The organism is Caulobacter sp. P1_D6 (assembly GCF_056406095.1).
Genome location: NZ_JBFUAW010000017.1, coordinates 35,216 through 57,324, shown reverse-complemented (window position 1 = coordinate 57,324; position 22,109 = coordinate 35,216). Strand labels below are relative to the sequence as shown.

The 22,109-nt window shown below is 69.0% G+C and carries 28 protein-coding genes and 1 pseudogene; 17 read left to right on the top strand and 12 right to left on the bottom strand.

From position 1 onward, the window contains the following. Positions 1 to 8: 8 nt before the first annotated feature. Together AC1DYP_RS11595 and AC1DYP_RS11590 are read right to left on the bottom strand one after the other, a co-directional pair. Positions 9 to 326, bottom strand: coding sequence for a HigA family addiction module antitoxin (locus AC1DYP_RS11595; RefSeq protein ID WP_477035428.1), 318 nt, complete (start codon positions 324 to 326; stop codon positions 9 to 11). An 83-nt stretch (positions 327 to 409) separates the two neighbouring features. Continuing rightward, positions 410 to 697 (bottom strand): type II toxin-antitoxin system RelE/ParE family toxin, encoded by a 288-nt coding sequence (locus AC1DYP_RS11590; protein WP_477046457.1) that lies wholly within the window; start codon positions 695 to 697, stop codon positions 410 to 412. Positions 698 to 939: 242 nt separating this feature from the next. Between AC1DYP_RS11590 and AC1DYP_RS11585 the strand changes: the two genes are divergently transcribed. From AC1DYP_RS11585 to AC1DYP_RS11555, 7 genes are all read left to right on the top strand, one after another. Further along, positions 940 to 1,740, top strand: coding sequence for a chorismate mutase (locus AC1DYP_RS11585; protein ID WP_477046456.1), 801 nt, complete (start codon positions 940 to 942; stop codon positions 1,738 to 1,740). Positions 1,741 to 1,773: 33 nt separating this feature from the next. Further along, the gene (hisC, locus tag AC1DYP_RS11580; protein WP_477046455.1) at positions 1,774 to 2,895 is read left to right on the top strand and encodes a histidinol-phosphate transaminase; all 1,122 of its coding nucleotides are present in this window, start codon (positions 1,774 to 1,776) and stop codon (positions 2,893 to 2,895) included. Then, positions 2,892 to 3,836 (top strand): prephenate/arogenate dehydrogenase family protein, encoded by a 945-nt coding sequence (locus tag AC1DYP_RS11575; RefSeq protein WP_477035424.1) that lies wholly within the window; start codon positions 2,892 to 2,894, stop codon positions 3,834 to 3,836. Before hisC ends, AC1DYP_RS11575 begins: the two co-directional genes overlap by 4 nt. Positions 3,837 to 3,838: 2 nt before the next feature. Continuing rightward, entirely contained in the window at positions 3,839 to 4,087 is a 249-nt protein-coding gene (locus AC1DYP_RS11570) for a hypothetical protein (RefSeq protein ID WP_477046454.1), read from the top strand. 60 nt (positions 4,088 to 4,147) lie between these two features. Continuing rightward, positions 4,148 to 4,441 carry an EF-hand domain-containing protein gene (locus AC1DYP_RS11565; RefSeq protein ID WP_477046453.1) on the top strand — a complete coding sequence of 98 codons (294 nt, stop codon included), beginning with the start codon at positions 4,148 to 4,150 and terminating at the stop codon, positions 4,439 to 4,441. A gap of 332 nt (positions 4,442 to 4,773) precedes the next feature. Further along, positions 4,774 to 5,991 (top strand): RtcB family protein, encoded by a 1,218-nt coding sequence (locus AC1DYP_RS11560; protein ID WP_477046452.1) that lies wholly within the window; start codon positions 4,774 to 4,776, stop codon positions 5,989 to 5,991. A 47-nt stretch (positions 5,992 to 6,038) separates the two neighbouring features. Continuing rightward, positions 6,039 to 7,643 carry a hypothetical protein gene (locus AC1DYP_RS11555; RefSeq protein ID WP_477046451.1) on the top strand — a complete coding sequence of 535 codons (1,605 nt, stop codon included), beginning with the start codon at positions 6,039 to 6,041 and terminating at the stop codon, positions 7,641 to 7,643. Between the two features lie 51 nt (positions 7,644 to 7,694). Here AC1DYP_RS11555 and AC1DYP_RS11550 read toward each other — a convergent pair whose 3' ends face one another. Beyond that, positions 7,695 to 8,120: an RcnB family protein gene (locus tag AC1DYP_RS11550; RefSeq protein WP_477046450.1), complete on the bottom strand. Its 426-nt coding sequence runs from the start codon at positions 8,118 to 8,120 to the stop codon at positions 7,695 to 7,697. 243 nt (positions 8,121 to 8,363) lie between these two features. Then, positions 8,364 to 8,672 (bottom strand): hypothetical protein, encoded by a 309-nt coding sequence (locus AC1DYP_RS11545; protein ID WP_477046449.1) that lies wholly within the window; start codon positions 8,670 to 8,672, stop codon positions 8,364 to 8,366. A 93-nt stretch (positions 8,673 to 8,765) separates the two neighbouring features. Between AC1DYP_RS11545 and AC1DYP_RS11540 the strand changes: the two genes are divergently transcribed. Beyond that, entirely contained in the window at positions 8,766 to 9,398 is a 633-nt protein-coding gene (locus tag AC1DYP_RS11540) for a LysE family translocator (RefSeq protein ID WP_477046448.1), read from the top strand. Between the two features lie 7 nt (positions 9,399 to 9,405). Here AC1DYP_RS11540 and AC1DYP_RS11535 read toward each other — a convergent pair whose 3' ends face one another. Beyond that, positions 9,406 to 9,750 (bottom strand): copper-binding protein, encoded by a 345-nt coding sequence (locus tag AC1DYP_RS11535; protein ID WP_477046447.1) that lies wholly within the window; start codon positions 9,748 to 9,750, stop codon positions 9,406 to 9,408. A 319-nt stretch (positions 9,751 to 10,069) separates the two neighbouring features. Between AC1DYP_RS11535 and mdoH the strand changes: the two genes are divergently transcribed. Together mdoH and AC1DYP_RS11525 are read left to right on the top strand one after the other, a co-directional pair. Continuing rightward, complete coding sequence (gene mdoH, locus AC1DYP_RS11530) at positions 10,070 to 12,076, top strand: glucans biosynthesis glucosyltransferase MdoH (protein ID WP_477046446.1); 2,007 nt, start codon at positions 10,070 to 10,072, stop codon at positions 12,074 to 12,076. 86 nt (positions 12,077 to 12,162) lie between these two features. Then, complete coding sequence (locus AC1DYP_RS11525; RefSeq protein WP_477046445.1) at positions 12,163 to 13,065, top strand: cobalamin biosynthesis protein CbiG; 903 nt, start codon at positions 12,163 to 12,165, stop codon at positions 13,063 to 13,065. A 6-nt stretch (positions 13,066 to 13,071) separates the two neighbouring features. Here the strand turns inward: AC1DYP_RS11525 and AC1DYP_RS11520 are convergent. Together AC1DYP_RS11520 and AC1DYP_RS11515 are read right to left on the bottom strand one after the other, a co-directional pair. Then, positions 13,072 to 13,203 (bottom strand): annotated as a pseudogene (locus AC1DYP_RS11520) (hypothetical protein); the annotation flags it as partial. Continuing rightward, complete coding sequence (locus tag AC1DYP_RS11515; protein WP_477046444.1) at positions 13,187 to 14,563, bottom strand: MATE family efflux transporter; 1,377 nt, start codon at positions 14,561 to 14,563, stop codon at positions 13,187 to 13,189. The pseudogene AC1DYP_RS11520 and the gene AC1DYP_RS11515, both read right to left, overlap by 17 nt. 131 nt (positions 14,564 to 14,694) lie before the next feature. On the opposite strand from AC1DYP_RS11515, the gene AC1DYP_RS11510 reads away from it, so the two are divergent. Together AC1DYP_RS11510 and AC1DYP_RS11505 are read left to right on the top strand one after the other, a co-directional pair. Next, positions 14,695 to 15,705: an SDR family oxidoreductase gene (locus tag AC1DYP_RS11510; protein ID WP_477046443.1), complete on the top strand. Its 1,011-nt coding sequence runs from the start codon at positions 14,695 to 14,697 to the stop codon at positions 15,703 to 15,705. A 266-nt stretch (positions 15,706 to 15,971) separates the two neighbouring features. Then, positions 15,972 to 16,805: a flagellin gene (locus tag AC1DYP_RS11505; RefSeq protein ID WP_477046442.1), complete on the top strand. Its 834-nt coding sequence runs from the start codon at positions 15,972 to 15,974 to the stop codon at positions 16,803 to 16,805. Between the two features lie 3 nt (positions 16,806 to 16,808). On the opposite strand, the gene AC1DYP_RS11500 is transcribed toward AC1DYP_RS11505, so the two are convergent. Beyond that, a complete protein-coding gene (locus AC1DYP_RS11500) occupies positions 16,809 to 17,321 on the bottom strand; it encodes a hypothetical protein (protein ID WP_477046441.1) in 513 nt (170 codons plus the stop codon). Positions 17,322 to 17,455: 134 nt separating this feature from the next. Here AC1DYP_RS11500 and AC1DYP_RS11495 point away from each other — a divergent pair, with 134 nt between their 5' ends. Genes AC1DYP_RS11495 through AC1DYP_RS11480 form a run of 4 tightly spaced genes read left to right on the top strand, consistent with a single transcriptional unit; the run spans position 17,456 to position 19,788 of the window. Further along, positions 17,456 to 17,812 (top strand): DUF6152 family protein, encoded by a 357-nt coding sequence (locus tag AC1DYP_RS11495; RefSeq protein WP_477046440.1) that lies wholly within the window; start codon positions 17,456 to 17,458, stop codon positions 17,810 to 17,812. Continuing rightward, complete coding sequence (locus tag AC1DYP_RS11490) at positions 17,813 to 18,286, top strand: hypothetical protein (protein WP_477046439.1); 474 nt, start codon at positions 17,813 to 17,815, stop codon at positions 18,284 to 18,286. 60 nt (positions 18,287 to 18,346) lie between these two features. Then, entirely contained in the window at positions 18,347 to 18,742 is a 396-nt protein-coding gene (locus AC1DYP_RS11485) for a VOC family protein (protein WP_477035407.1), read from the top strand. A 2-nt stretch (positions 18,743 to 18,744) separates the two neighbouring features. Next, positions 18,745 to 19,788: a ThuA domain-containing protein gene (locus tag AC1DYP_RS11480; RefSeq protein WP_477046438.1), complete on the top strand. Its 1,044-nt coding sequence runs from the start codon at positions 18,745 to 18,747 to the stop codon at positions 19,786 to 19,788. Between the two features lie 40 nt (positions 19,789 to 19,828). Here the strand turns inward: AC1DYP_RS11480 and AC1DYP_RS11475 are convergent, their stop codons facing one another. The 3 genes from AC1DYP_RS11475 to AC1DYP_RS11465 form a co-directional block, all read right to left on the bottom strand. Then, positions 19,829 to 20,374, bottom strand: coding sequence for a DUF2239 family protein (locus AC1DYP_RS11475; RefSeq protein ID WP_477046437.1), 546 nt, complete (start codon positions 20,372 to 20,374; stop codon positions 19,829 to 19,831). Next, entirely contained in the window at positions 20,371 to 20,718 is a 348-nt protein-coding gene (locus tag AC1DYP_RS11470) for a GIY-YIG nuclease family protein (protein WP_477035404.1), read from the bottom strand. Before AC1DYP_RS11470 ends, AC1DYP_RS11475 begins: the two co-directional genes overlap by 4 nt. Positions 20,719 to 20,820: 102 nt before the next feature. Then, positions 20,821 to 21,234 (bottom strand): (2Fe-2S) ferredoxin domain-containing protein, encoded by a 414-nt coding sequence (locus tag AC1DYP_RS11465; RefSeq protein WP_477046436.1) that lies wholly within the window; start codon positions 21,232 to 21,234, stop codon positions 20,821 to 20,823. 102 nt (positions 21,235 to 21,336) lie between these two features. On the opposite strand from AC1DYP_RS11465, the gene AC1DYP_RS11460 reads away from it, so the two are divergent. After that, the gene (locus AC1DYP_RS11460) at positions 21,337 to 21,663 is read left to right on the top strand and encodes a hypothetical protein (RefSeq protein ID WP_477046435.1); all 327 of its coding nucleotides are present in this window, start codon (positions 21,337 to 21,339) and stop codon (positions 21,661 to 21,663) included. On the opposite strand, the gene AC1DYP_RS11455 is transcribed toward AC1DYP_RS11460, so the two are convergent. Then, complete coding sequence (locus tag AC1DYP_RS11455; RefSeq protein WP_477046434.1) at positions 21,660 to 22,106, bottom strand: NUDIX domain-containing protein; 447 nt, start codon at positions 22,104 to 22,106, stop codon at positions 21,660 to 21,662. The genes AC1DYP_RS11460 and AC1DYP_RS11455 overlap by 4 nt on opposite strands. Positions 22,107 to 22,109 lie beyond the last annotated feature (3 nt).

Sequence of the window (22,109 nt, the reverse complement as noted above, 5' to 3'; positions counted from 1 at the left end):
CTCGGCCGCTAAGCCGCGGCCTCGATCGGTTCGATCGTGGCTATGTCGTCCGTCAGCGTCCGCTTAGCCATCTCCAGATCGTAGCGGGTCTGGAGATTGAGCCAGAACTGCGCAGTGGCGCCGAACAGCTTTTCCAGGCGCAGCGCCGTATCGACGGTCACCGGTGTCTGGCCGCGCACCAGCTTCTCGATACGTGGCCGTGCGATGTGCAGACGCGTCGCCGTCTTTCCCGGCGAAAGGCCGAACGGCCTGATGAACTCCTCCAGCAGAATCTCGCCCGGATGGACCGGGGCCAGAGGATCTGCGGAGTCGGCGATGTTGGTCATCGCAATCTCCCTGGTCCCAGCGGCCTTTGCCGCAACACTCGCGGCCTATGCCGCTCGGTAGCCCAGAGGTTTCTCGAACCTCACTAGTGATAGTCGACGAACTCCACGTCGGCCGGGCCAGCCTCGGTCCACCTAAACACCAGACGAAACTGGTCGTTCACGCGGATCGAATGCTGCCCCGTCCGATCGCCTGAAAGCGCCTCCAAGCGATTGCCTGGAGGAATCCGGAGATCGTCCAGAACGGTCGCCGCTTGCAGCATCTCCAGTTTCCGCTTCGCCGGACGCAGCAGGTCGGAAGGGAAACCCTTGCCGGGATTGACCCCGTCAAAGATCGCCTTCGCCCGCTCGTCCCTGAAGCTGTGGATCGCCATTCGCGTCGTCCGCACCTGGACGCAAAACGTATCATGGCGCGACACAGAATTCAAGCAAGACGTATCGCATCGCGACACACAACCGTCACTAGCTACACAGAGAGCGTCGAAAACGCCACGGACTCGTGCATCCATTGTGCGTGACCAAGGTTCTCCGAGCGCAAGTTTATTCCCAGGAACGCGCCCTATTGCGCCTCCGGCGGCAAAGTCTATGGTCCGGCCTCCAATTTCGGGGATAAATCATGGGTAGCGACGCAGGCGACGCGACGCCTTCGCTGGATGAGGTCCGATGGCGTATCGACGCCATCGACGGTGAGTTTCTGGCCCTGCTGGACGAGCGGGCCGGCCTGGCGCGCGCCGTCGCGGCGGCCAAGCAGGCGGCCGGCGACACCGGCTTTGGCCTGCGCCCCGGCCGCGAGGCCCTGATCGTCCGCAAGCTGCTGGCCGCCCCCCGCACCGCCGCCAGCGACGCTCTGGTCATCCGCATCTGGCGCGAGCTGATGTCCGACAGCCTGACCCGCCAGGGCCCTTATCACCTGACCGTCTGGGGCGGCCCCAATCCCGCCCGCGCCGTCGAGCTGACCCGTCTGCGGTTCGGCGTCGCGCCGCCGATGACCGTGGTCGCCACCGACAAGGACGCCCTGGCCGCCGCCAAGACGCCGTGGGGCGTCAGCGTCCTGGCCCTGGCACCGGACAGCGCCTGGTGGGGCCGGCTGCTGGCCGAACCGAAGCTGAAGATCTTCGCCGCCCTGCCCTGCCTGGAAAGCTGGGGCCCCCAGGTGGCGTTCGCCGTGGCCGAGGTCGAGGTCGAGCCCACCGGCGGCGACCAGACCTTCTGGGTCACCGACAGCCCCAAGGGCGCGGGCGTGATCATCGACGCCCTGTCCACCGACGGCGTGGCGGCCGAGCTGGTCGCCGAGGCCGGCGGGCTGAAGCTGTTCTCGCTGCTGGGCTTCTACCAGGCCGGCGACGAGCGCCTGGCTCGCGCCCCCGGTTCCCTTACGGGCGTCATCGGGGCTGCGCCGACACCCTTCGACGTGTAAGAAGACCGCCTCTTCGCCGACCGAGTTCCCTCGATGACCGCTCCGACCACCGACCGCTTCGCCGCGCCGCGCCCCACGCCCAAGCCGGGCATCCTCGACATCGCCGCCTATGTGGGCGGCAAGTCGAAGATCGAGGGCGTCGCCCATCCGGTGAAGCTGTCGAGCAACGAGAACATCCTGGGCAGCAGCGACAAGGCCAAGGCCGCCTATCGCGACGCCGTCGACCGGATGCACATGTATCCCGACGGCAAAGGCGCAGCCCTGCGCGCCGCCCTGGCCGCCCACTACCGCCTGGAAGTCGAGCGCATCACCCTGGGCGACGGCTCGGACGAGATCTTCGCCCTGCTGAACCAGGTCTATCTGGAGCCGGGCGACAATATCGTCCAGGGCGAGCACGGCTTCGCCGCCTACGCCATTGGCGCGCGCGCCTGCCAGGGCGAGGTCCGCTTCGCCAAGGAGCCGGGCCAGCGCGTCGACGTCGACGAGATCGTCAAGTGCGTCGACGAGCGCACCCGCCTGGTGTTCATCGCCAACCCCGCCAACCCCACCGGCACCTGGCTGACAGGCGAGGAGATCCGCGCCCTGCACGCCGCCCTGCCCCCGTCCGTGGTGCTGGTGCTGGACGGCGCCTATGCCGAGTTCTGCACCGATCCGCGCTTCGAGGACGGGCTGGACCTGGCCCGCACGGCCGAGAACGTCATCGTCACGCGCACCTTCTCCAAGCTGCACGGCCTGGCCGCCCTGCGCGTGGGCTGGGCGTATGGACCGGCCGGGATCATCGATCCTCTGGAGCGCATCCGCCCGCCGTTCAACACCTCGATCCCGGCCCAGGACGCGGCCATCGCCGCCTTGGCCGACATCGAGTTCCAGCAACGCTCGGTCGCCCTGGTCGAGCAGTGGCGCGCCTGGCTGACCCAGCAGGTCGGCGGCCTGGGCCTGGAGGTCACGCCCTCGGCCGCCAATTTCGTGCTGATCAACTTCCCAGCCACGCCCGGCAAGACCGCCCCGGAGGCCGAGGCGTTCCTGGCGTCGAAGGGCTATCTGGTCCGCGCCGTGGCCAACTACAACCTGCCCAACGCCATCCGCGTCACCGTGGGCCTGGAAGAGCACAACCGCGCCGTGGTCGAGCTCCTGCGCGAGTTCGTGACCCGATGAGCCATCCCGGTATCCTCTACCCGAAGATGACCGTGATCGGCTGCGGCCTGATCGGCGGCTCGATCATCCGCGCCGCCCGCGCCCATGGCGTGGTGGGCGAAATCACCGTGGCCGACGCCAGCGCCAGCCATCGGGCCCGCGTGGTCGAACTGGGCATCGCAGACCATGTGACCGACGACATCGCCGACGCCGTCAAGGACGCCGACCTGGTGGTGATCGCCACCCCGGTGCTGTCGACGCCCGAGATCGTCGCGGCCCTGGCCCCGCACATGAAGCCCGGCGCCACCCTGACCGACGTGGGCTCGACCAAGGCCAACGTCGCCGAGGCCTTCCGGGCGCATGCCGAGGCCCTGGCCCAGGTGTTCCTCATCCCCGGCCACCCGATCGCCGGCACCGAACAGTCGGGCCCCGACGCCGGCTTCGCCGAGCTGTTCGAGAACCGCTGGACGATCCTGACGCCGTTCGAAAGCGACGACGAGCACTACGCCGCCGCCGTCGCCAAGCTGTCGGCCTTCTGGCGCGCCTTCGGGGCCCAGGTCGAGCTGATGGAGGAAAAGCACCACGACCTGGTGCTGGCCGTCGTCAGCCACCTGCCCCACCTGATCGCCTACACGATCGTCGGCAGCGCGGCCGACCTGGAGAACGTCACCGAGAGCGAGGTGATCAAGTTCTCGGCCTCGGGCTTCCGCGACTTCACCCGCATCGCCGCCAGCGATCCGACCATGTGGCGCGACATCTTCGTGGCCAACAAGGACGCGGTGCTGGAGATGCTGGGCCGGTTCACCGAGGACCTGCAGGCCATGAGCCGCGCCATCCGCTGGGGCGACGCCGACACCCTGCACGCCCACTTCACCCGCACCCGGGCCATCCGCCGCGGCATCGTCGCCGCCGGCCAGGAAAGCGCCGAACCGAACTTCGGCCGCGATCGCGGCAAGCACTAGGCATGGACGGCAAGCGCGCGCTCGGGCTGGCGCTGGCCGCTGTCGCCTTGGCGGTGGTGGTCTGGGGCCTGACCACGGCGGTTCGGATCGACTTTCCGCTGGCGGTTCCCGCGCCGCCCGCCAAGCCCAGGCCGATAACGATCGCCATCGACGGCTCAGGCGCCGTGCACGTTCACGACGGCGCGCCGTCGTCCGCCGAGCCTACCGCCGCCCAGAAGCCCCGCCCGCCCCAATCTCGCCGCGAGCCGTAATACCGCCGCAAGATGCCGCGCTGATGGTCGCCACAAGGGACGCACCTCGAAGGACACCATATGCGCCGCAAGATCGCCGCTCTCGCCCTGACCACCCTCGCCGCCCTCTCGGCCGGCTCGGCCCTGGCCCAAATGCCGTCGCCCGAGAAGATCCACAAGGCCTGGGACAAGAACGCCGACGGCGGGATCGACAAGGCCGAGTGGGTCGCCGCCGGCCGCAAGGAGGCGCGCTTCGCCCTGGCCGACGCGGACGGCGACGGCAAGATCACCCTGGAAGAACTGAAGACCGCCATGGCCAAGCGCAAGGCCCAGAGCCAGGGCGACGCGCCGCAAACGCCGCCGGCCGACCACTAGGCGCCGCGAAGCGTGGCTTTGAGGCCACGCTTCGCACAACCTTGAATTTTGCCTCTTCCCAGCTTTGGGCGAACGCTGTAATCGCCCGCCTCCCGAAGGAAGAGGACCATGGCGCACAAAGCCCCGACCTATTTGCCCGCACTCAATCAGTTTGACCGCCTGGTCGAACAGATGGGCGCGTGCGCGTCGGTAGGGGTTCCGGTCTAGGGTTCGTCTGAACTCGGGATGTTCGTAGGAGCCCCTCCTGGCCTGGCCGGAGGGGTTTCTTCGTTTTGTGCGGGAAGTTCTCCGACCAAGTCGCCAGGAGGGGCGGTTTGGAAAAGGAGAAGCCCATGAGCGGCTTCACACACATCGAAAGCGACGGCGCGCCGATCAAGGCGTGGACGCATGGCGTGCCCATCGAGGACTCCGCCCTCAAGCAGCTGCGCAACGTCGCCGCCCTGCCCTTCATCCACAAGCACGTGGCGGTGATGCCCGACGTGCACTGGGGGATGGGCGCGACGGTCGGCTCGGTGATCCCCACCAAGGGGGCGATCATCCCGGCCGCCGTGGGCGTCGACATCGGCTGCGGCATGATGGCGGTGCGCACCTCGATCCGCGCCGAGCACCTGCCCGACAACCTGTTCGGCGTCCGCTCGGACATCGAGGCGGCGGTGCCGCACGGCCGGACCGACAACGGCGGGCGCAACGACAAGGGCGCCTGGCAGGTCGAGCCTCCGGCGGCCGCGGCCGAGAAGTGGGCGGGCCTGAAGGCCGGCTACGACGACGTCGTGGCCCGGCATCCGAAGGCGGCCCACCCGCGCGGCTTCGGCCACCTGGGCACGCTGGGCACCGGCAACCACTTCGTCGAGCTCTGCATCGACGAGGCGGGCGACGTCTGGGTGATGCTGCACTCGGGCTCGCGGGGCGTCGGCAACCGGTTCGGGACCTACTTCATCGAGCGGGCCAAGTACGAGATGCGGCGCTGGTACATCAACCTGCCCGACGAGGACCTGGCCTACTTCGCCGAAGGCAGCGAGGGCTTCATCGACTACGTGCGGGCCGTGTCCTGGGCGCAGAAGTACGCCCTGGCCAACCGCGAGGTGATGATGGAGCAGGTGCTGTCGGTGCTGAAGCGGACCTTCCCCGACCTCGTGACCACGGAGCATGCGGTGAACTGCCACCACAACTACGTGTCGCGGGAAAAGCACTTCGGCAAGGACGTGTTCCTCACCCGCAAGGGGGCGGTCTCGGCCAAGGACGGAGAGCTGGGGATCATTCCGGGTTCGATGGGCGCCAAGTCGTTCATCGTGCGCGGCCGGGGCAACCCGGACTCGTTCTGCACGTGCTCGCACGGGGCCGGACGGGCGATGAGCCGGAACGAGGCCAAGCGGCGGTTCACGATCGCCGACCACGTGGCCGCCACCGCCGGCGTCGAGTGCCGCAAGGACGCCGACGTGATCGACGAAACGCCGATGGCCTACAAGGACATCGACGCCGTCATGGCCGCCCAGAGCGACCTGGTGGACATCGTCCACACGCTGCGCCAGGTCGTTTGCGTGAAGGGCTAGAAGATCGCCGGGCGCGAAAGCGTCCGGCGATCGATTGGGGAAAGCGAATGCCGATCATCAATCCGTTTGCCCGGCGCCGGGCCGCGCCGACCTTCGACGCCCTGCCCGCCCCATGGCCGGCGGACGCCTCGAGCCTCTACGACCAAATCACCTCGGCGATGGGCGTCCAGAAGGTCGACCAGGAGCTGGAGCTGGACGCGCATCAATCCGGTGAGCCCGAAGACCTTCAGTGGGCGGCCGGGATCAAGGACGCCCTGTTTGGCGAGCCTGATCGTTCGACGAAGCAGATTTCGGCGCGAACCCTGCTGGCCGCGCTGGGAAGGCTGGTGCGCAAGCCCGGCGCGGACGCCTTCGCGCATCTGCACGGCTTGATGGCCGACGCCGACGTGCTGGGCGTGATCGACGGCTTTCTGCCTCAGGTGATCCAGACCAAGCTGGACCCTGTCGCCGTGGCCGCTATCGCCCGACGCATCGCGCGCCAGTCGCCTGAGCTGTCGGCCGTCAAGCTGGCCATCGGCCTGCTGGGCGTGACGTCGCGCGCCGTCGATCGCGACCTGGTGCTTCATCTCGGCCGCTACGAGGAGCTGACGCTGTTCAGCGCCGTGGCCATGTCGCACATGCTGCCCGATGCGGCCGCTTCAGAGCAGGCGATCTGGGCCCTGGCCCAATCGACCCATGGCTGGGGCAGGATCCAAGCGGTGCGACGGCTGCGCGATATCCAGGACCCCGACCTCCGGCGATGGCTGCTGGAGGAGGGCTACCGCAACACCATCATGACCGAGGAAATCGCCTACGCCTGCGCGATCGAGGGCCGACTGCTCGACGCCTTGCAAGCGCCCGCGCCCAGCGAAGCTCTCCTGAACGGAGCCGGCGCGCTGCTCGACGCTCTGATCGAAGGCGGCCCCGCCGAAGACATGGACGACTACGCCCACGGCGCCGAGGCGACGCGGCTCTATGTCGAGCATGTCGCCGCCCTGCCCTCGACGGACTTGCGTCGTTTTCTGCAAGTGCGGACGATCCAGGGCTTCGAGGCGGGGATCGAAGGCGACAAAGCTGCGTGGACGGCCGCGCGACGCTGGGCGATCCGCACCCATGCGGCGGCCTTTCTTGCCAGGCCACAGTGGCGGGAGTTGGCGGAAGCGGGGCTGCTGAACGAAGACCGGCAGGACTTCTGGCCGGCGGCCGAGGTCGCGAAAGCATTGGGGCTGGATGTCTGGCCGCATTACCTGCGTCGCCAGCGCGATCTGCGCTCCGACGAATGGTACTTCCTGATGCGGACCGACGACCCCGTACGTGTGCAGGAGGTTCTCGCCCTGGCCCACGAGCAACTCGATCTGGATCGGGTTGGATCAGGGCCGGGAATGGCGATGGGCCTGGGAAGAGACTACGCCGACGACAGCGCGCTCGATTTCATCCTGCAGGACCTGAGGCGCTTTCCGGGAATGGGCTGGCCGTTGATCGAGGTGGGTTTGCGGGGGCGGACGATCCGGGCTCGCAACATGGCCCACCGCGCCCTGGACGCCTGGGATCGCACCCAATGGCCCGAGCAGGCGATCTTCGTCCTGAAGACCGCCTTGACCAAGGAGCCCGATCAGGAGGTCGCCCAGCGCATTCGGGCGCTGATCGACGGCCGCGCCCTGAACTGGGACTGAGAACAGCAAGGCGCCGTCCGGTCGAGAGACCGGGCGGCGTTTTGCGTTGGCCTATTGGAACAGCTGGAAGATCACCGAGCTGATGACGCCGGTGGCGACGGCCGCCAGGACCACGTCGTTGTTGACCCGGACGTACTGGTAGCCGCGCGGCGGAGCGCCCAGGCCGTAGTGGCGGTAGTCGACCTGATAGGCCCGGCCTCGATAGTTGGCCGGCAGCTTGTCGCCGCGATGCCATTGGCGCGCCTGGTAGCCGCGCGGCGGCTGGTAGCGGCCGGGGGCCTTGTAGCGCTTGCTGGCGTGACGCTCGTACTGATTGTCGCCGGGGCGCTGGTCATGGCGATCGTTGTCGTGGCGACCACGGTCGTCCTGGCCCCGCTGCTGGTGCTGGTCGGGACGTTGCGGGCCGGGTTGGGCGCTGGCGACGCCGGCTGAAGCCACGATGGACAGCGCGACCGCGGCGGTCAGGAACTTCTTCATGGCTTCTCGTCTCCTTGCCGGCGGGCCGCCGCTTTGGCGACCTCGTTCCGGCATGTTTGTTGTGCGCGCCGCCGCTTGAGCCGGGACTGAACGCCAGTCGTGGCCAAGGTTCATCGGAGAGACACCGCGCAACCGCAATTACGTGATGCGGTGACGAAAGCGGGGCCGCTTGTTTGCGGCCCCGCCTCGAAGTTTCAGGGTGGAAATGAAGAGGCGGGCCGGATCGTCCGCGGCCCGCCGATCTCAGGTGATGTGCTTGGCGCTGGGCGGATCGCTGGCCGGGAAGCTTTCTTCGAGGCTCTCGTCGATCAGGGCTTCCTGACGATCTTCCGCGGTCTCGAGATGCTCGGCCAGATGGTCGGGTTTCTCGCCTTCGGGCAGAGGCTCGACCTTGCGGCTGGTCGGCGTGTCTTCGTTCTGGAAGGCCTCCTTGACGTCGGTCTCGGAGACGCGGTCCTCGGGATGGCCGGGCTGGCCCAGGTCCTGGGCCTGGGAGAAGTCGCCCAGCACGCCGGGGCGCGAGCCGTCTTGCGGCGCGGTGTTGTCAGCCATTTTGAATGTCCTTGGGTTGGACCCGATCAACGGCTGCGCCTGACCCGGCGTTCCATGGCGCAGCTCTCGAAAATCATATAAGGATATCTTTATATGATTTTCGACCGAGCCCTCCCGATGCTTCTCGACCTGGCCAATCTCGCCCTGTTCACCGTCGCGGCCATCGTCCTGCTGGGCTCGCCGGGACCGGGCATCGCCGCCCTGATCTCGGTGGGACGCCACAAGGGCTTCATCGGCGGCCTGAGGTTCTATGGCGGCCTGCAGGCGGGCCTAGCGGTCGCGGCGGCCGTTTCCGCGGCCGGCCTGTTCTCGGCCGTCCAGGCCCTGCCGTTCGCCCAGCGCGCCCTGGCGATCATCGCCACGGCCTATCTGCTGTTCCTGGCCTGGAAGATCGCGACGGCCCCGGTCGGCGATCATGGGGAGGCCAAGGGCTCCGACCTGGCCGAGACCGCGCTGGGCGGCGCGCTGCTGGGCGTCACCAACCCCAAAGCCTATATCGCCTTCGCCTCGCTGATGGCCGCCTATCCCATCGTCCGGCAACGCCCGCCCCTCGACCTGGGGATCAAGTGGGGGATCTGCGTGATCGTGATGGTGGTGGTCGACCTGGCCTGGCTGGGGCTGGGCGTCGCGGTCGGCAAGGCGCGGCTGCCGCCTCGCGCGGAGCGGGCGATGAACTGGATCATGGGCGGTCTGATCCTGGCGACCGCCCTGCTGGCGTTCGTCTAGCTAGGCGTCAGCGGGTCTTCAGCTCGGTCAGTTCCCAGGCGTCGCCGACCTTGTGGAACTTGAACGCCACGCGCGCGCCGGGCGTCACCGGCGCCTCGGCCAGGATGTCGCCATAGGCCTGGAACGCGGTGCGGCCGGCCACCAGTCCCGCCCCGCTCGCGCCCTCGTGATCGAGCGTTACCAGTTGGCCGTCTAGGGCGGCGATCACGCCCGTCGAATCGTATTCCGGACCCGTCGGAGCCACCGCGGGGGCCGCCACAGAAGCCTCGGACGTGGTTTTCGCCGGCTTGCCCGGTCCACAGGCAGCGAGCGCACCAATCAGGAAAAATGCCGATATTGTTTTGATTTTCATCGTCTTAGCAGAATTCACGAGTCAACGGATCGATCCGAACACGTCACTCATACAAGGTTTTTTGCCGCAGGTGCGAAAAGCGCGGCGATTGTGGTAGCGATTTTGTGATCGAAGTTTTACTCTAAGACCTGCCGGCGGCTCTCCACGCCGGTCGTCGAGATAAAGCCAGACCTGCCCAGCCGAGCACGCCGATCCTAGCGGACACGATCCCTAGCGACCCTGGCGCGCCCCGTGAAGCCGACCTCGCGCCTCTCGAAAGCTCTGCGGAGAGGCCCGGCCTCGGACCACCCGAACCGGACAGCCCGAGACGATGGACCTGATGAGCGAACGCGGCGCCTTCTTCGATCTGACCTCCTCGCGGAGCGTCGCCTACGACACGGTGATCTCCACGAGCGATCGGGTCGAGATCCCCGTCGACGCGCCCCTGGCCATGCCGGTCCAGCCGCTGGCTTTCTGGCAGGGCGACGCCAAGCCGGTCGCCACGGCGAAAGAGAACCTGGTCCTGCGCCGCTGGGGCGTGTTCATCGCCACCGCGATCATGGGCTTCGCCGGCTGGAAGGCCACCTACGACACCATCGCCCTGGGCGGCGTGACGCGCCTGGAAGCCGTCTGCATCACCCTGCTGGCCCCGCTGTTCCTGGCCCTGGCCCTGTGGTTCTGCACCGCCGTGGTCGGCTTCGTCGTGCTGCTGGGCAAGCCCAGGGATCCGCTCGGCATCGACGACTCCGCGTCTTCGCCCATGCCCAAGCCCAAGGCCCGCACGGCCATCCTGATGCCGGTGCACAACGAGGACGCCGCCGAGGTGTTCGCCCGCCTGCGCGCCATGGACGCCTCGATCGCCGAGACGGGCAATAGCCGCGCCTTCGACATCTTCATCCTCAGCGACACCCGCGACGCCGCCGTGGCCCTGGCCGAACAGGCCTGCTTCGCCCGCTTCCGCCGCGAGGCCAACAGCCACGTCTTCTATCGCAAGCGCACCCAGAACACGGGCCGCAAGGCCGGCAACGTGGCCGACTGGGTGGCCCGCTGGGGCGGCGACTACGAGCACATGCTGATTCTGGACGCCGACAGCCTGATGACCGGCGAGGCCATGGTGCGCCTGGCCGACGCCATGGAGCGTCACCCGCGCGTGGGCCTGATCCAGACCATGCCGATGATCATCAACGGCCAGACGATCTTCGCCCGCACCCTGCAGTTCGCCACGCGCCTGTACGGCCGCGTCGCCTGGACCGGCCTGGCCTGGTGGTCGGGTTCGGAAAGCAGCTTCTGGGGCCACAACGCCATCGTGCGCACCCGCGCCTTCGCCGAGACCTGCGGCCTGCCCGAACTGAACGGCCCCAAGCCGTTCGGCGGCGAGGTGATGAGCCACGACGCCCTGGAGAGCGCCCTGCTGCGCCGCGGCGGCTGGGGCGTGCACCTGGCCCCCTATCTGGGCGGCTCGTACGAAGAGAGCCCCTCCAACCTGCTGGACTTCGCCACCCGCGACCGTCGCTGGTGCCGGGGCAACGTGCAGCACGTCCCGCTGATCGGCCTGCCCGGCCTGCACTGGATGAGCCGCCTGCACCTCGTGATCGGCGTGCTCAGCTACGTGCTGTCGCCCCTGTGGTTCGTGGCCCTGTCGGCCGGGATCATCTCGCGCATGCTGATGCCCGAGCTGAAGAAGGCCGCCTTCACCATGGCCGACCTGCAAGCCGCGGCCCACGCCCTGATCGACTGGCGCGAGATCCAGGCCACCGCCTGGGCGATGATCATCACCTTCGTGCTGCTGTTCGGCCCCAAGATCCTGGGCTCGATCCTGGTCTTCTCGCGCGCCAACGAGATCAAGGGCTTCGGCGGCCGTCGCCGGATCATGGCCGGCCTGGGCGTCGAGATGCTGCTCTCGGCCTTGGTCGCCCCGATGCTGATGTTCACCCAGACCCGCGCCCTGGTCGAAATCCTGGCCGGCAAGGTCGGCGGCTGGGCCACCCAGCGCCGCGACGCCGACAAGGTGACCGGCAAGGAAGCCTTCGCCGCCATGGGCTGGATCAGCGTCACCGGCCTGGTCCTGGCCGTCGCCTTCTGGTTCACGCCCGACCTGCTGACCGCCACCCTGCCGATCCTGGCCGGCCTGATCCTGGCCGTGCCGCTGACCATGCTGGGCGCTCACAAGATCGCCGGCCTGGGCGTCAAGTCGAACGGCCTGTTCATGACCCCGGAAGAGCGCCGCCCGCCGGCCATCGTCCGCGCTGCCCTGGGCCCGGCCTGCGAGCCGCCCGTCCGCTGGTTCAGCCGCCAGCCGGCTCCGGCCCTGGTCGCCGAACAAACTGCGGAACGGAACGCGGCCTGAACGCTTAAGCGTCTAGAAGCCCCATAGCCGCCCGCCCTCGACCGGAGTAGAAGCGCGCTTCGTTCAATCCTAACGGAGCGTCCGCCGTGTCGCGCCTCTTCAGCGCCTATGTGATCGTCGACTGGAGCGCGGCGGCCAAGCCGACCACGGGCGCCGACTCCGTGTGGATCGGCGTGATGAAGCGCGACGTGCGGTTCCGGCTGACCTTCGAAAGCTTCAATCCGCCCACCCGCCAGGAGGCCGAGGCCAAGCTGACGGCGATCCTGGACGACCTGAAGAAGCGCAACGAGCGGGCCCTGGTCGGCTTCGACTTCCCGCTGGGCTTCCCGCGCGGCTTCTCGCAGGCCCTGGCGCTGAAGGGCGACCACCCTTGGCGCGCGGTCTGGGACCAGTTGAACAAGATGGTCAAGGACAAGGCCGACAACACCAACAACCGCTTTGGCGTCGGCTCCGAGCTGAACCGTCGGCTGACCGGCGGGCCGTTCCCGTTCTGGGGCGTGCCGCCCAAGGACACCCTGACGACCCTGCAGCCCAAGAAGACCCGCGAGCACGGGCCCGACGACCTGCCGGAGTTCCGCCACGCGGACCTGGCGGCCAAGGGCGCGGCCTCGATCTGGAAGCTCTATTACAACGGCTCGGTCGGCGGTCAGGCGATCGTCGGCATCCCCGCCGCGCGCCGGCTGAGGGACGCTCGCGGCGACGCCGCCAAGGTCTGGCCGTTCGAGACCGGCTTCAAGGCCCTGAACGAGGCCGACCTAGAGGGCGTGCAGGTGGTGATCGCCGAGGTCTATCCCTCGCTGGTCAAGGCCATCCCCGCCCCCGGCGAGGTCAAGGACGCCGCCCAGGTGCGCGCCCTGGCCGAACACTTCGCCAAGCTGGACGAGGCCGGCAAGCTGGCCGCCCTGTTCGGACCACCGAAGGGCCTTGCGGAGGACGTCGTCGCCGAGGCGGAGACCGAAGAGGGCTGGATCCTGGGGGCGTCGGCCTAGGCTGAAACGCACTGCGTCCTTCGAGGCCCGCTGCGCGGGCGCCTCAGGATGAGGAGCGTTGTTGCTGATTTCCTCATCCTGAGGTGCGAGGCGAAGCCGAGCCTCGAAGGACGCACAACGTTCACCGCTCCCGCACATCCAGCATCCGGTACCGCCCCAGCAGGAACGCCGCGGCGATGAAGCTGGTGATGATCACCGACACCACGATGCCGTTGACGCCCATCTTCATCGGCAGGGCCAGCCACCAGGCCAGGGGGCCCATGATCAGGGCGTAGCTGATCATGTGGGTGACGGCCGGCACCCAGACGTCGCCCCGCGCCCGCAGCGCCTGGGCGCAGACCACCTGCACGGCGTCGGGCACCAGGAACAGGCTGGTAAGCACCAGGGCCGGCGCGATCAGGGCCAGGGCCGCTGGGTCGCTGGTATAGGCCCCGCCCACCAGGTGGCGCAGCGGCGCGAGCAGCACGGCCACCAGCAGGGCGAAGACGGCGGTGACGCCGAAGGCGATCCAGCCGGCGCGGCTCATGCCCGCCGGATCGCGCGCGCCGTGGGCCCGACCGACCTGCACAGCCGTGGCCGTCGACAGGCCCAGCGGGACCATGAAGATCACCGCCGCCACGTTCAGCACCACCGCCCAGGCCGCGACGTTCAGCCCGCCCAGCCAGCCGGCGATCAGGCTCATGCCCGCGAAGGCCGAGACCTCGAACAGGTTGGACGTCCCGGCCCCATAGCCGACCCGGCGCTGCTCCTTGGACGCGGCAAGGTCGCGGGCGGGCTTGTCGAATACGCCCATGGCCCGGGCGTCCTTCAGGCGCACGATCACCACCGCCAGCATCAGGGCGAAGACGTTGCGGGCCACGAAGGTCGCCCAGGCCGCGCCCACCGCGCCCAGGGCCGGCAGGCCGAACGTCCCCGGCACCAGCAGCAGGTTGACGGCCAGGTTCACGATGTTGGCCACCCACATGTTCACCGTGACCAGGCCCGGCCGGCCCAGGCCCTCGAGCCAGAAGCTCAGCGCGACGCTGATCGCGTAGGGCGTCATCGACAGCGAGAAGACGATCAGCGGCGCGGTCGCGCCGTCGGCCAGGGCCTTCTCGATGCCGGCGTGGTGCAGCAGCGGCGGGGCGGCCAGGACCAGCAGGACCGAGCCTGCCAGGCCCAGCCAGAAGGCGTAGACCACGCCCCGGCGCAGCACGGCGCCGGCCTCGTGCAGCCGTCCCGCCCCCAGGGCGCGCGAGCCCATCACCTGGGTCCCGACCAGCAGGCCCACCGTCACCGTCACGAACACCGAGGTCGGCGCCCAGGCCATGGCGTGGAAGCCCAGCTGCTGGGCCGAGAAGTGGCCGACCACGATGGCGTCGGTCAGGCCCATGACCATGATGCCCAGGCGCGACAGCACCACCGGCCCGGCCAGGCGCAGCAGTTCGATCAGATCGGAGACAATGACGCCGTGCGGCTTCCCGGAGCGGGGAGCCGGCGCGGCCGCGGGACGCGACATCGGATGGGCCTTTCAAAGAGGCCGGGAAGGTGACCGAAGCTCACGCCTTGGGCAACCCCGGTTCCTGCGGTGAGGCTTGGAACATAGGGACGGTCCGCCGGTTTCGCCGTCTCCAGCTTAGGGAGCCAGCCATGTCCGACATCGAGACCCCGCAGTTCGAACCCGCCGCCGACCGCGTCGCCCAGGCCGAGCGCAACATCCAGGCCCCGCTGGACGCCAAGGAGAAGCGGTCGTTCAAGGACGGTGGCGAGGAGAAGGAAAAGCCCGCCATGCAGGCCGGCGCCCGCCCCTACCCCGAGCCGCCCTTCCCCGAGCAGCACCAGGTCAAGCCGGGGATCGAGGCCAAGCTGGATCCGGCCCCGATGTACGACGCACCGTTCTACAAGGGCTCGGGCAAGTTGGAGGGCAAGGTCGCGTTGATCACCGGCGCCGACAGCGGCATCGGCCGGGCCGTCGCCGTGCTGTTCGCCCGCGAGGGGGCCGACGTCGCCATCGCCTATCTCGACGAGGAAGAGGACGCCGACCTGACCCGCATGGCGGTCGAGCAGGAAGGCCGCCGCGCCATCCTGCTGCCCGGCGACGTCGCCGACCCGGCCTACGCCAAGGCCGCCGTCGAACAGACGGTCAAGGCGCTGGGCAAGCTGGACATCCTGGTCAACAACGCCGCCTTCCAGGAGCATGTGCTGGACTTCGAGGACCTGACCGTCGAGCACTTCGACCGCACGCTGAAGACCAACCTCTACGGCTATTTCCACATGGCCCAGGCGGCGGTGAAGGTGATCCCGCCGGGCGGGACGATCATCAACACCGGCTCGGTCACCGGCCTGCTCGGCAACAAGGACCTGCTGGACTATTCCCTGACCAAGGGCGGCATCCACGCCTTCACCCGCTCGCTGGCCACGCACCTGATCGACAAGGGCATCCGGGTCAACGCCGTGGCTCCGGGTCCGGTCTGGACGCCCCTGAACCCGGCCGACAAGCTGGGGCCGCAGGTGGCGCAGTTCGGCGGCAAGACCCCGATGAAGCGCCCTGCCCAGCCCGAAGAGATCGCGCCGGCCTACGTGTTCCTCGCCTCGCCCCAGACGTCCAGCTACATCACCGGCGAGGTGCTGCCGATCATCGGCGGGTACAACGGGGGCTGAGGACGCCCCAAGGCCCTCCCCCCGTGGGGGAGGCGGTCGCGAAGCGATCGGTGGGGGGAGTGATCGGATGGATCGACAATCCAATCCGCCTCAAACACTCCCCTCCCCGTCGGCTTCGTCGACACCCCTCCCACAGGGAGGGGGACTTGCTGGCCCACCGCCCTTAACCTCGACTGCTAACGAACGGCTAAGCCTGCGCGCGTAAGTTGTCGGTCAGGCGCAAAACGCGCCCTCGGCCTCGTGGCCGAACCTGGAACCGGTCGTCGATGGCGCTGAACAGCATCAACACCAATGTCGGGGCGATGATCGCCCTGCAGTCGCTGAACGCGATCAACCGCGACCTGTCCGACACCCTGCGCCACATCGCCACCGGCCTGGCGATCTCCAGCCCCAAGGACAATCCGGCCATCTGGGCCATCGCCCAGAACCAGCGCTCGGAATCCCGCTCGCTGGACGCCGTGCGCGCCTCGCTGCAGCGCGGCCAATCGGTCACCGACGTCGCCCTGGCGGCCGGCGAGACGGTCACCGACCTGCTGGGCCAGATGAAGGAAAAGATGCTGGCGGCCTCGGACACCAGCCTCTCGACCGCCAGCCGCAGGGCCCTGAACGACGACTACCTGAACCTGAAGCGCCAGATCGACCGCACCGTGGGCGCCGCCGACTTCAACGGCGTCAACCTGATCTCGTCGGGCAGCGCGGGCCAGATCCGCGCCCTGGCCAACGCGAACGCCACCGACACCATCGACGTCGACCACGTGGACCTGTCGACCACCGGCTCGGCGCTTTCGGGAATGCGCGCCGACCTCCTGGGCGCGCCGATCAGCGCCGCCGAGATCAAGGCGATGAGCGGCGCGATCGACAACGTGACCTCGGCCCTGTCCAGCCTGGGCACTCGGTCCTACGCCTTGGAGACCCACCTCAGCTTCATCGACAAGCTGCAGGACACGCTGGACGCCTCGGTCGGCCGGCTGGTCGACGCCGACATGGCCAAGGAGGCCACCAAGCTCCAGGCCCTGCAGATCAAGCAGCAGCTGGCGATCAAGTCGCTGAGCATCGCCAATTCCGGGCCCAGCTATCTGCTGAAGCTGTTCGGCGGCTAAGGCCTAGTGCGGCCAGGCCTCGGTGAGGACCTTGGCCTTCCCGCCCTTCCAGCTGACCTCCAGGGCCGGCGCCTTGGGCTGCCCCTCGGCGAACAGCTCGTAGATCACTTGGCCGTCGTCCTCGGTGCTCTCGATCACCCGCACCGGCGCGATCTTGGGGACGGCCTTGACGGCGGCGTCGCGCACCGGCTGGGGCGTGGCCGTCCAGGCGATGTCGCGCTGGGTCTCGACGATCTTCCAGGTTTCCCCGGTCTGCAGCAGGTCGAACTCGATCTCCGCCCCGTCCGGCAGCACGCCCTCGACGTCGTAGTAGCGACGGTCGGCGCGCTCCTTGAACTCGGCCTCCTTGATCTTCAGCCCGGGCGCGGCGGCGGTGACCACGGCGACCACCGCCGGCGGCAGGTCCGCGGCGGCGACGGGGGTGACCTTGGTCTCGGGGACCTGGGCCGCGACGGCTCCGGCCGTCAGGGCGAGGGTCAGCGCGAAGGCCGGAGCGAGGGTTGAACGCGGGAACACGGCGGTTTCCTCCAGGACGTGGTCGTCTGCGACCCCAGTATGCCCCAACAGAAGGCGGAAAGATTGCACCCGACGCGGTCTTGACCTCAAATCCCGGCGGGCGGGCGCTGACGATGCACGAAGGAGCTGTTCCGATGACGCTGCACAAAAGCCTGGCGAGCGCGGTCGCCCTCGCCGTCCTGATCCCCGGCGCGGCCCTGGCCCACCACGGCTGGAGTTCCTACGACGCCGAGAAGACCCTGACGGTCACCGGACCGCTGACCGACATCGCCTGGCGCAACCCGCACGGCGAGGCCAAGATCAAGTACGACGGCAAGACCTGGGCCGTGGTGCTGGCCCCGGTCGCCCGCATGGAGGCGCGCGGCCTGACCCAGGCGATGATCTCGAACGGCAAGCCGGTCAAGCTGGTGGGCTATCCGCGCAAGGACGGCGTGGCCGAGATGCGCATCGAGCGGGTCACGGTCGACGGCAAGACGGTCGAGCTGCGCTAGGTGGAGGCCCTGGCCGTCGCTCTCGAGGCCTCGCCGCTCGGGGCCTGGGCGCGCGGCTCGAACCTGGCCTATCCGGTGGCGAACCTGGTCCATCTGCTGGGCCTGGTGATGCTGATCGGCGGCATCGGGGTGCTGGACCTGCGCCTGGTCGGAGCGTTTCACCGATTGCCGGTCGAGACCCTATGGCGCTGCCTGCTGCCGTTGGCCGTCGCGGGCGTGCTGCTGCTGGTCCCGGCCGGTTTCGTGATGTTCGCCGCCGACGCCTCCAGCCTGATCGTCTCGACGGTGTTTCGCTGGAAGATCGCCCTGATCGTCGTCGCCCTGGCCAACGCCGGCGCCTATCACCTGCTGTGGCGGCAGCGCCTGGCGCTGTGGGACGTCGATCCGCCGGTAGGCGGGCGGATCATGGCCGCCGGCTCGCTGAGCCTGTGGCTGCTGGTCGCCGCCCTGGGCCGCTGGATCGCCTACACCTGACCAGCCTGCCTGACACGTCGCATCGGCGTGCTAAGCAAGGGCGTCACCGAGTGAGTCCCCATGGCCCAGCACCTCGCCCTCCTGTCCCTGCTCGTCCGCGACTATGACGAGGCCCTGGCCTTCTATGTCGGCAAGCTGGGGTTCTCCCTGGTGGAGGACAGCGAGTTGGGCGGCGGCAAGCGTTGGGTGGTGGTCGCGCCGGGCGCGGCCGGCACGCGGTTTCTGCTGGCCAAGGCCAGCGACGACCAGCAGAAGGCGATGATCGGCGGCCAGGGCGGCGGCCGGGTCTGGCTGTTCCTGCACACCGACGCCTTTGAGGCCGACCACGCCCGCTTCAGCGCCGCCGGGGTGAAGTTCCTCGAAGAGCCCCGTCACGAGGCCTATGGCAGCGTGGTCGTGTTCGAAGACCTCTACGGCAACCGCTGGGACCTGCTGCAACCCAAGACCAAGGCCTGATCATGCGTCGCGTCGTCGCCCTCCTGCTGGTCGCCTTCGCGACCCTGTTCGCCCTGCCCGCCCTCGCCAAGCCGGCCGCCCCGCTGCGGGTGCTCTATCTGGACCAGTCGGTCGGCTGGAAGCACGCCCCTGTCGCCCGCCCCGAAGGCGGCGGCCTCGCCCCGTCGGAAATCGCGATCCAGGCCATTGGCCAGGAGAGCGGCGTCTTCACCGCCGAGGTCACCCAGGACGCCCGCGAGATCACGCCGGAGCGGCTGGCGAATGTCGACGTGCTGATGTTCTACACCACCGGCGCCCTGCCCCTCTCGCCCGAGGCCTGGACCGTGGTCCAGCAGCGGGTGGCGGCCGGCAAGCTGGGCTTTGTCGGCGTCCACAGCGCCACCGACACCGGCTGGCCCTATGACGGCCCCGGCGAGACCTACACCCAGTTCATCAACGGCCATTTCGCCGGTCACCCCTGGACCCAGGGCACGCCGATCCGCATCGAGACCCTGGACGCGGACCTGCCGCTGGTCGGCATGTGGCCGGTCAGCGTCGACTACGCCGAGGAGATCTACCAGCACAGCGACTACGACCCGTCGAAGGTGCGGGTGCTGCAGACCCTGGACTTCGCCGGCACGCCGCTGAAGCGCCCCTACGCCGTGCCGATCGCCTGGGCGCGCCAGATCGGCCAGGGCCGGCTGTTCTTCACCAACCTGGGCCACACGCCCTCGACCTGGGACGATCCCCGCTTCCGCGCGCAGATTATCGAGGCCGTGAAGTGGACGGGCGGCCGCACGGCGGGACGCGCGACGCCCGACCCGCTGCGCCAGTTCCTGTGGCAGCTGAAGGCCCTGCTGGCCTACGAGCCCGTCGCCGGCCGCGACGACAAGGCGATCATCGGCCGGCTGCTGAAGATGGACCCGGTCTGGCAAACCGCGACGGCCAAGCGCATCGCCGACCTGCGCGCGGTCTATCCGAAAAAGCCCGACAGCGACCGTGCCCCGTTCGACGCGGCCTACAAGGCGGTGCTGGCGGACGTGCTGGCCAAGGGCGGGGCGAAGTAGTTCCGCGATAGGAGAACCCTTTCCTGGCGGGAGAGGGGTTTCAGAACGCCTCGGCCGCCAGCGCCCGCAAATGCTCGGCGAGGTCGGCCGGCCATTCCGCGATCTTCGCTGAAAAGCCCTCGGCGTCTCCCGCGAACAACGCCCGGCTCATGTCTTCGAAGCCCGGGCGGTCGCCGGCCATGACCGAGGCGAAGCGATAGGCCGTGTCGCGGGCGGCGCGGCGGCGGTCGGGTCCCTCGCTCTCGCGACGGGCGGCCTCGACCAGCTTGCGCAGGGCGACGGACGCTCCGCCGGGCTGGGCGGCCAGCCATTCCCAGTGCCGGGGCAGCAGGGTCACCTCGCGCGCCGTGACGCCCAGCTTGGGACGCCCGCGGCCGCGCGGGGCGGCGTCGCCTTCGCCCAGGCGCAGGGCGATGTCCCACGGCCCGCCGCGCAGATCGAAATCCACCTGACGCCCCTCGGGGTCGAAGATCAGCAGCGAGGCTTCGGGCGCCTCGGCCAGCCTGGCCTGGGCGGCCACCGCCACGTCCAGCTTGGGGCCTGCCGCGATCCGCCGCTCGCCCTCGAACACCACATAACCGCTCATCGCCGCAGCCCCTCGGCATGCAGGGTCGTGCGCCAGTGCTCGCGGCGCTCGACCAGCAGTGAGGCCCGGCCCAACCGCTCCAGCCCCTTGTCGTCGAGGACTTCCAGCACCTCGAAGCCGAAGGCCGCCTCGCCGTGGGCGTTCCAGGCCTGCTGCAGGGTCGGACTGGTGTGGCCGCCGGTCCGCAGGGCGAACCAGACGCCGTTCTGGCGGGTCGACAGGTCGGGCGTGCCGCCGATCCAGACCTCGCCGGTCGTGGCGCAGCGGACGGCGTAGATTCCCGCCTGGACCTCGCGCTCCTTGTAGTCGCGCACCAAGGCGCGTCGGTTGTTCGTCGTTTCCATGAACGGCTTTTTACCCGGGTATTTTGCAGAGTCAATATTACCCGGATATATTTAATCCTCCCCCTGTCGGGGGAGGTGTCGGCGCAGCCGGCGGAGGGGGAGTTATACGGGCTCGACCAAGCGTAGGGCCGGCGCTTCACCACTCCCCCCACCGGCGCTTCGCGCCGCCTCCCCCGCAGCGGGAGGACCATCCAGCGCCAAGCCCAACCGATCAGTCACCGTCCGGGTCGAGGCGCCGCGCGGCACCACCACCCAGTCACCCGGATTCGAGGCCCGGACCGCCACCACCGCGTTCTTGGGGCAGACGTCGAAGCAGCCGACTTCGATCACTGCCACCGCGGCCTTGCGGCCCTTGCCGCCGCCCTTGGCCTTGACCGACTTGCGCAGGACCTTGGCCAGCTTCTCGTCGCCGTCTTCGCCGAAGCCGCCGTCCAGCTTCTTCGAGCATTTGCGGCAGACCAGGACCACCTCGGTCCAGTCGGAACGGGCGCGCTTGAACGGCTTGTCGTGGCTCACGGGGTCCTGCCTTTGCTGGAGTTCCGCACATGGGACGAAAGCCGCCGATGGCAAGGTCTCGCCAAAGGCGCTAGAGACCCCGGTTCCACGCAGGAGGCCCCCATGGCTCGCAATCTGAAGGGCAAGCTGGTCGCCCCGGCTGTAGACCCCGTCGCCCAGGCCGACATCGCCTGGTTCGAGGCGCACGAGGGCCGGACGTTCCGCCTGCGCGATCCCGCGCCGCTGGAGTTCAAGGACCCGCTGGGCGATCCCGGCGACGGGTTCAGCTGGCGCGTTCTGGTGGCCAAGTTGGCCGACGGCGGCCGGCTGCGCCTGCCGGTCTCCCTGGCCTGGGACCTGCACAACGACCACGCCAAGGACGCGCACCTGAAGATGATCTTCGACCAGGTCGCGCCGGACAAGGCCAAGGCGCTGCTGAAGCAGCCCTAGCCCCGCCGCAGCCACGCCGCCACGGCCCAGGCGTGGGCGTCGTGGCGCAGGGCCACAACCGCGTCGCGCGGGTCCAGCCAGACCAGGGTATGGTCGTCCTCGACCTTCAACTCGGGCCGTTCGCCGGTGACCCGGACGACATAGATCCCGCCGTTGTTGCACACCGGCTGGCCGTCGGACTTCAGGAACGGCTGGCTGACCTCGATCACCCGCGTCCCGACCTCGACGACCAGGCCGGTCTCCTCGCCGAACTCGCGAATGAGCGCGGCGTGCTCGTCCTCGTCGCCGTCCACCGCCCCGCCCGGCAGGTCGAAATACGGCGGCCGGTCGGGCTTGCGCACCTCGACCAGGGCGATCGTCCCGTTGGCGCCCTCGGCGATGCCGAAGGCGGCCCAGCGGTGCTTGTACTCCAGGCCCGGCTGGGGCGGGTCGAACGCCTGCACGGG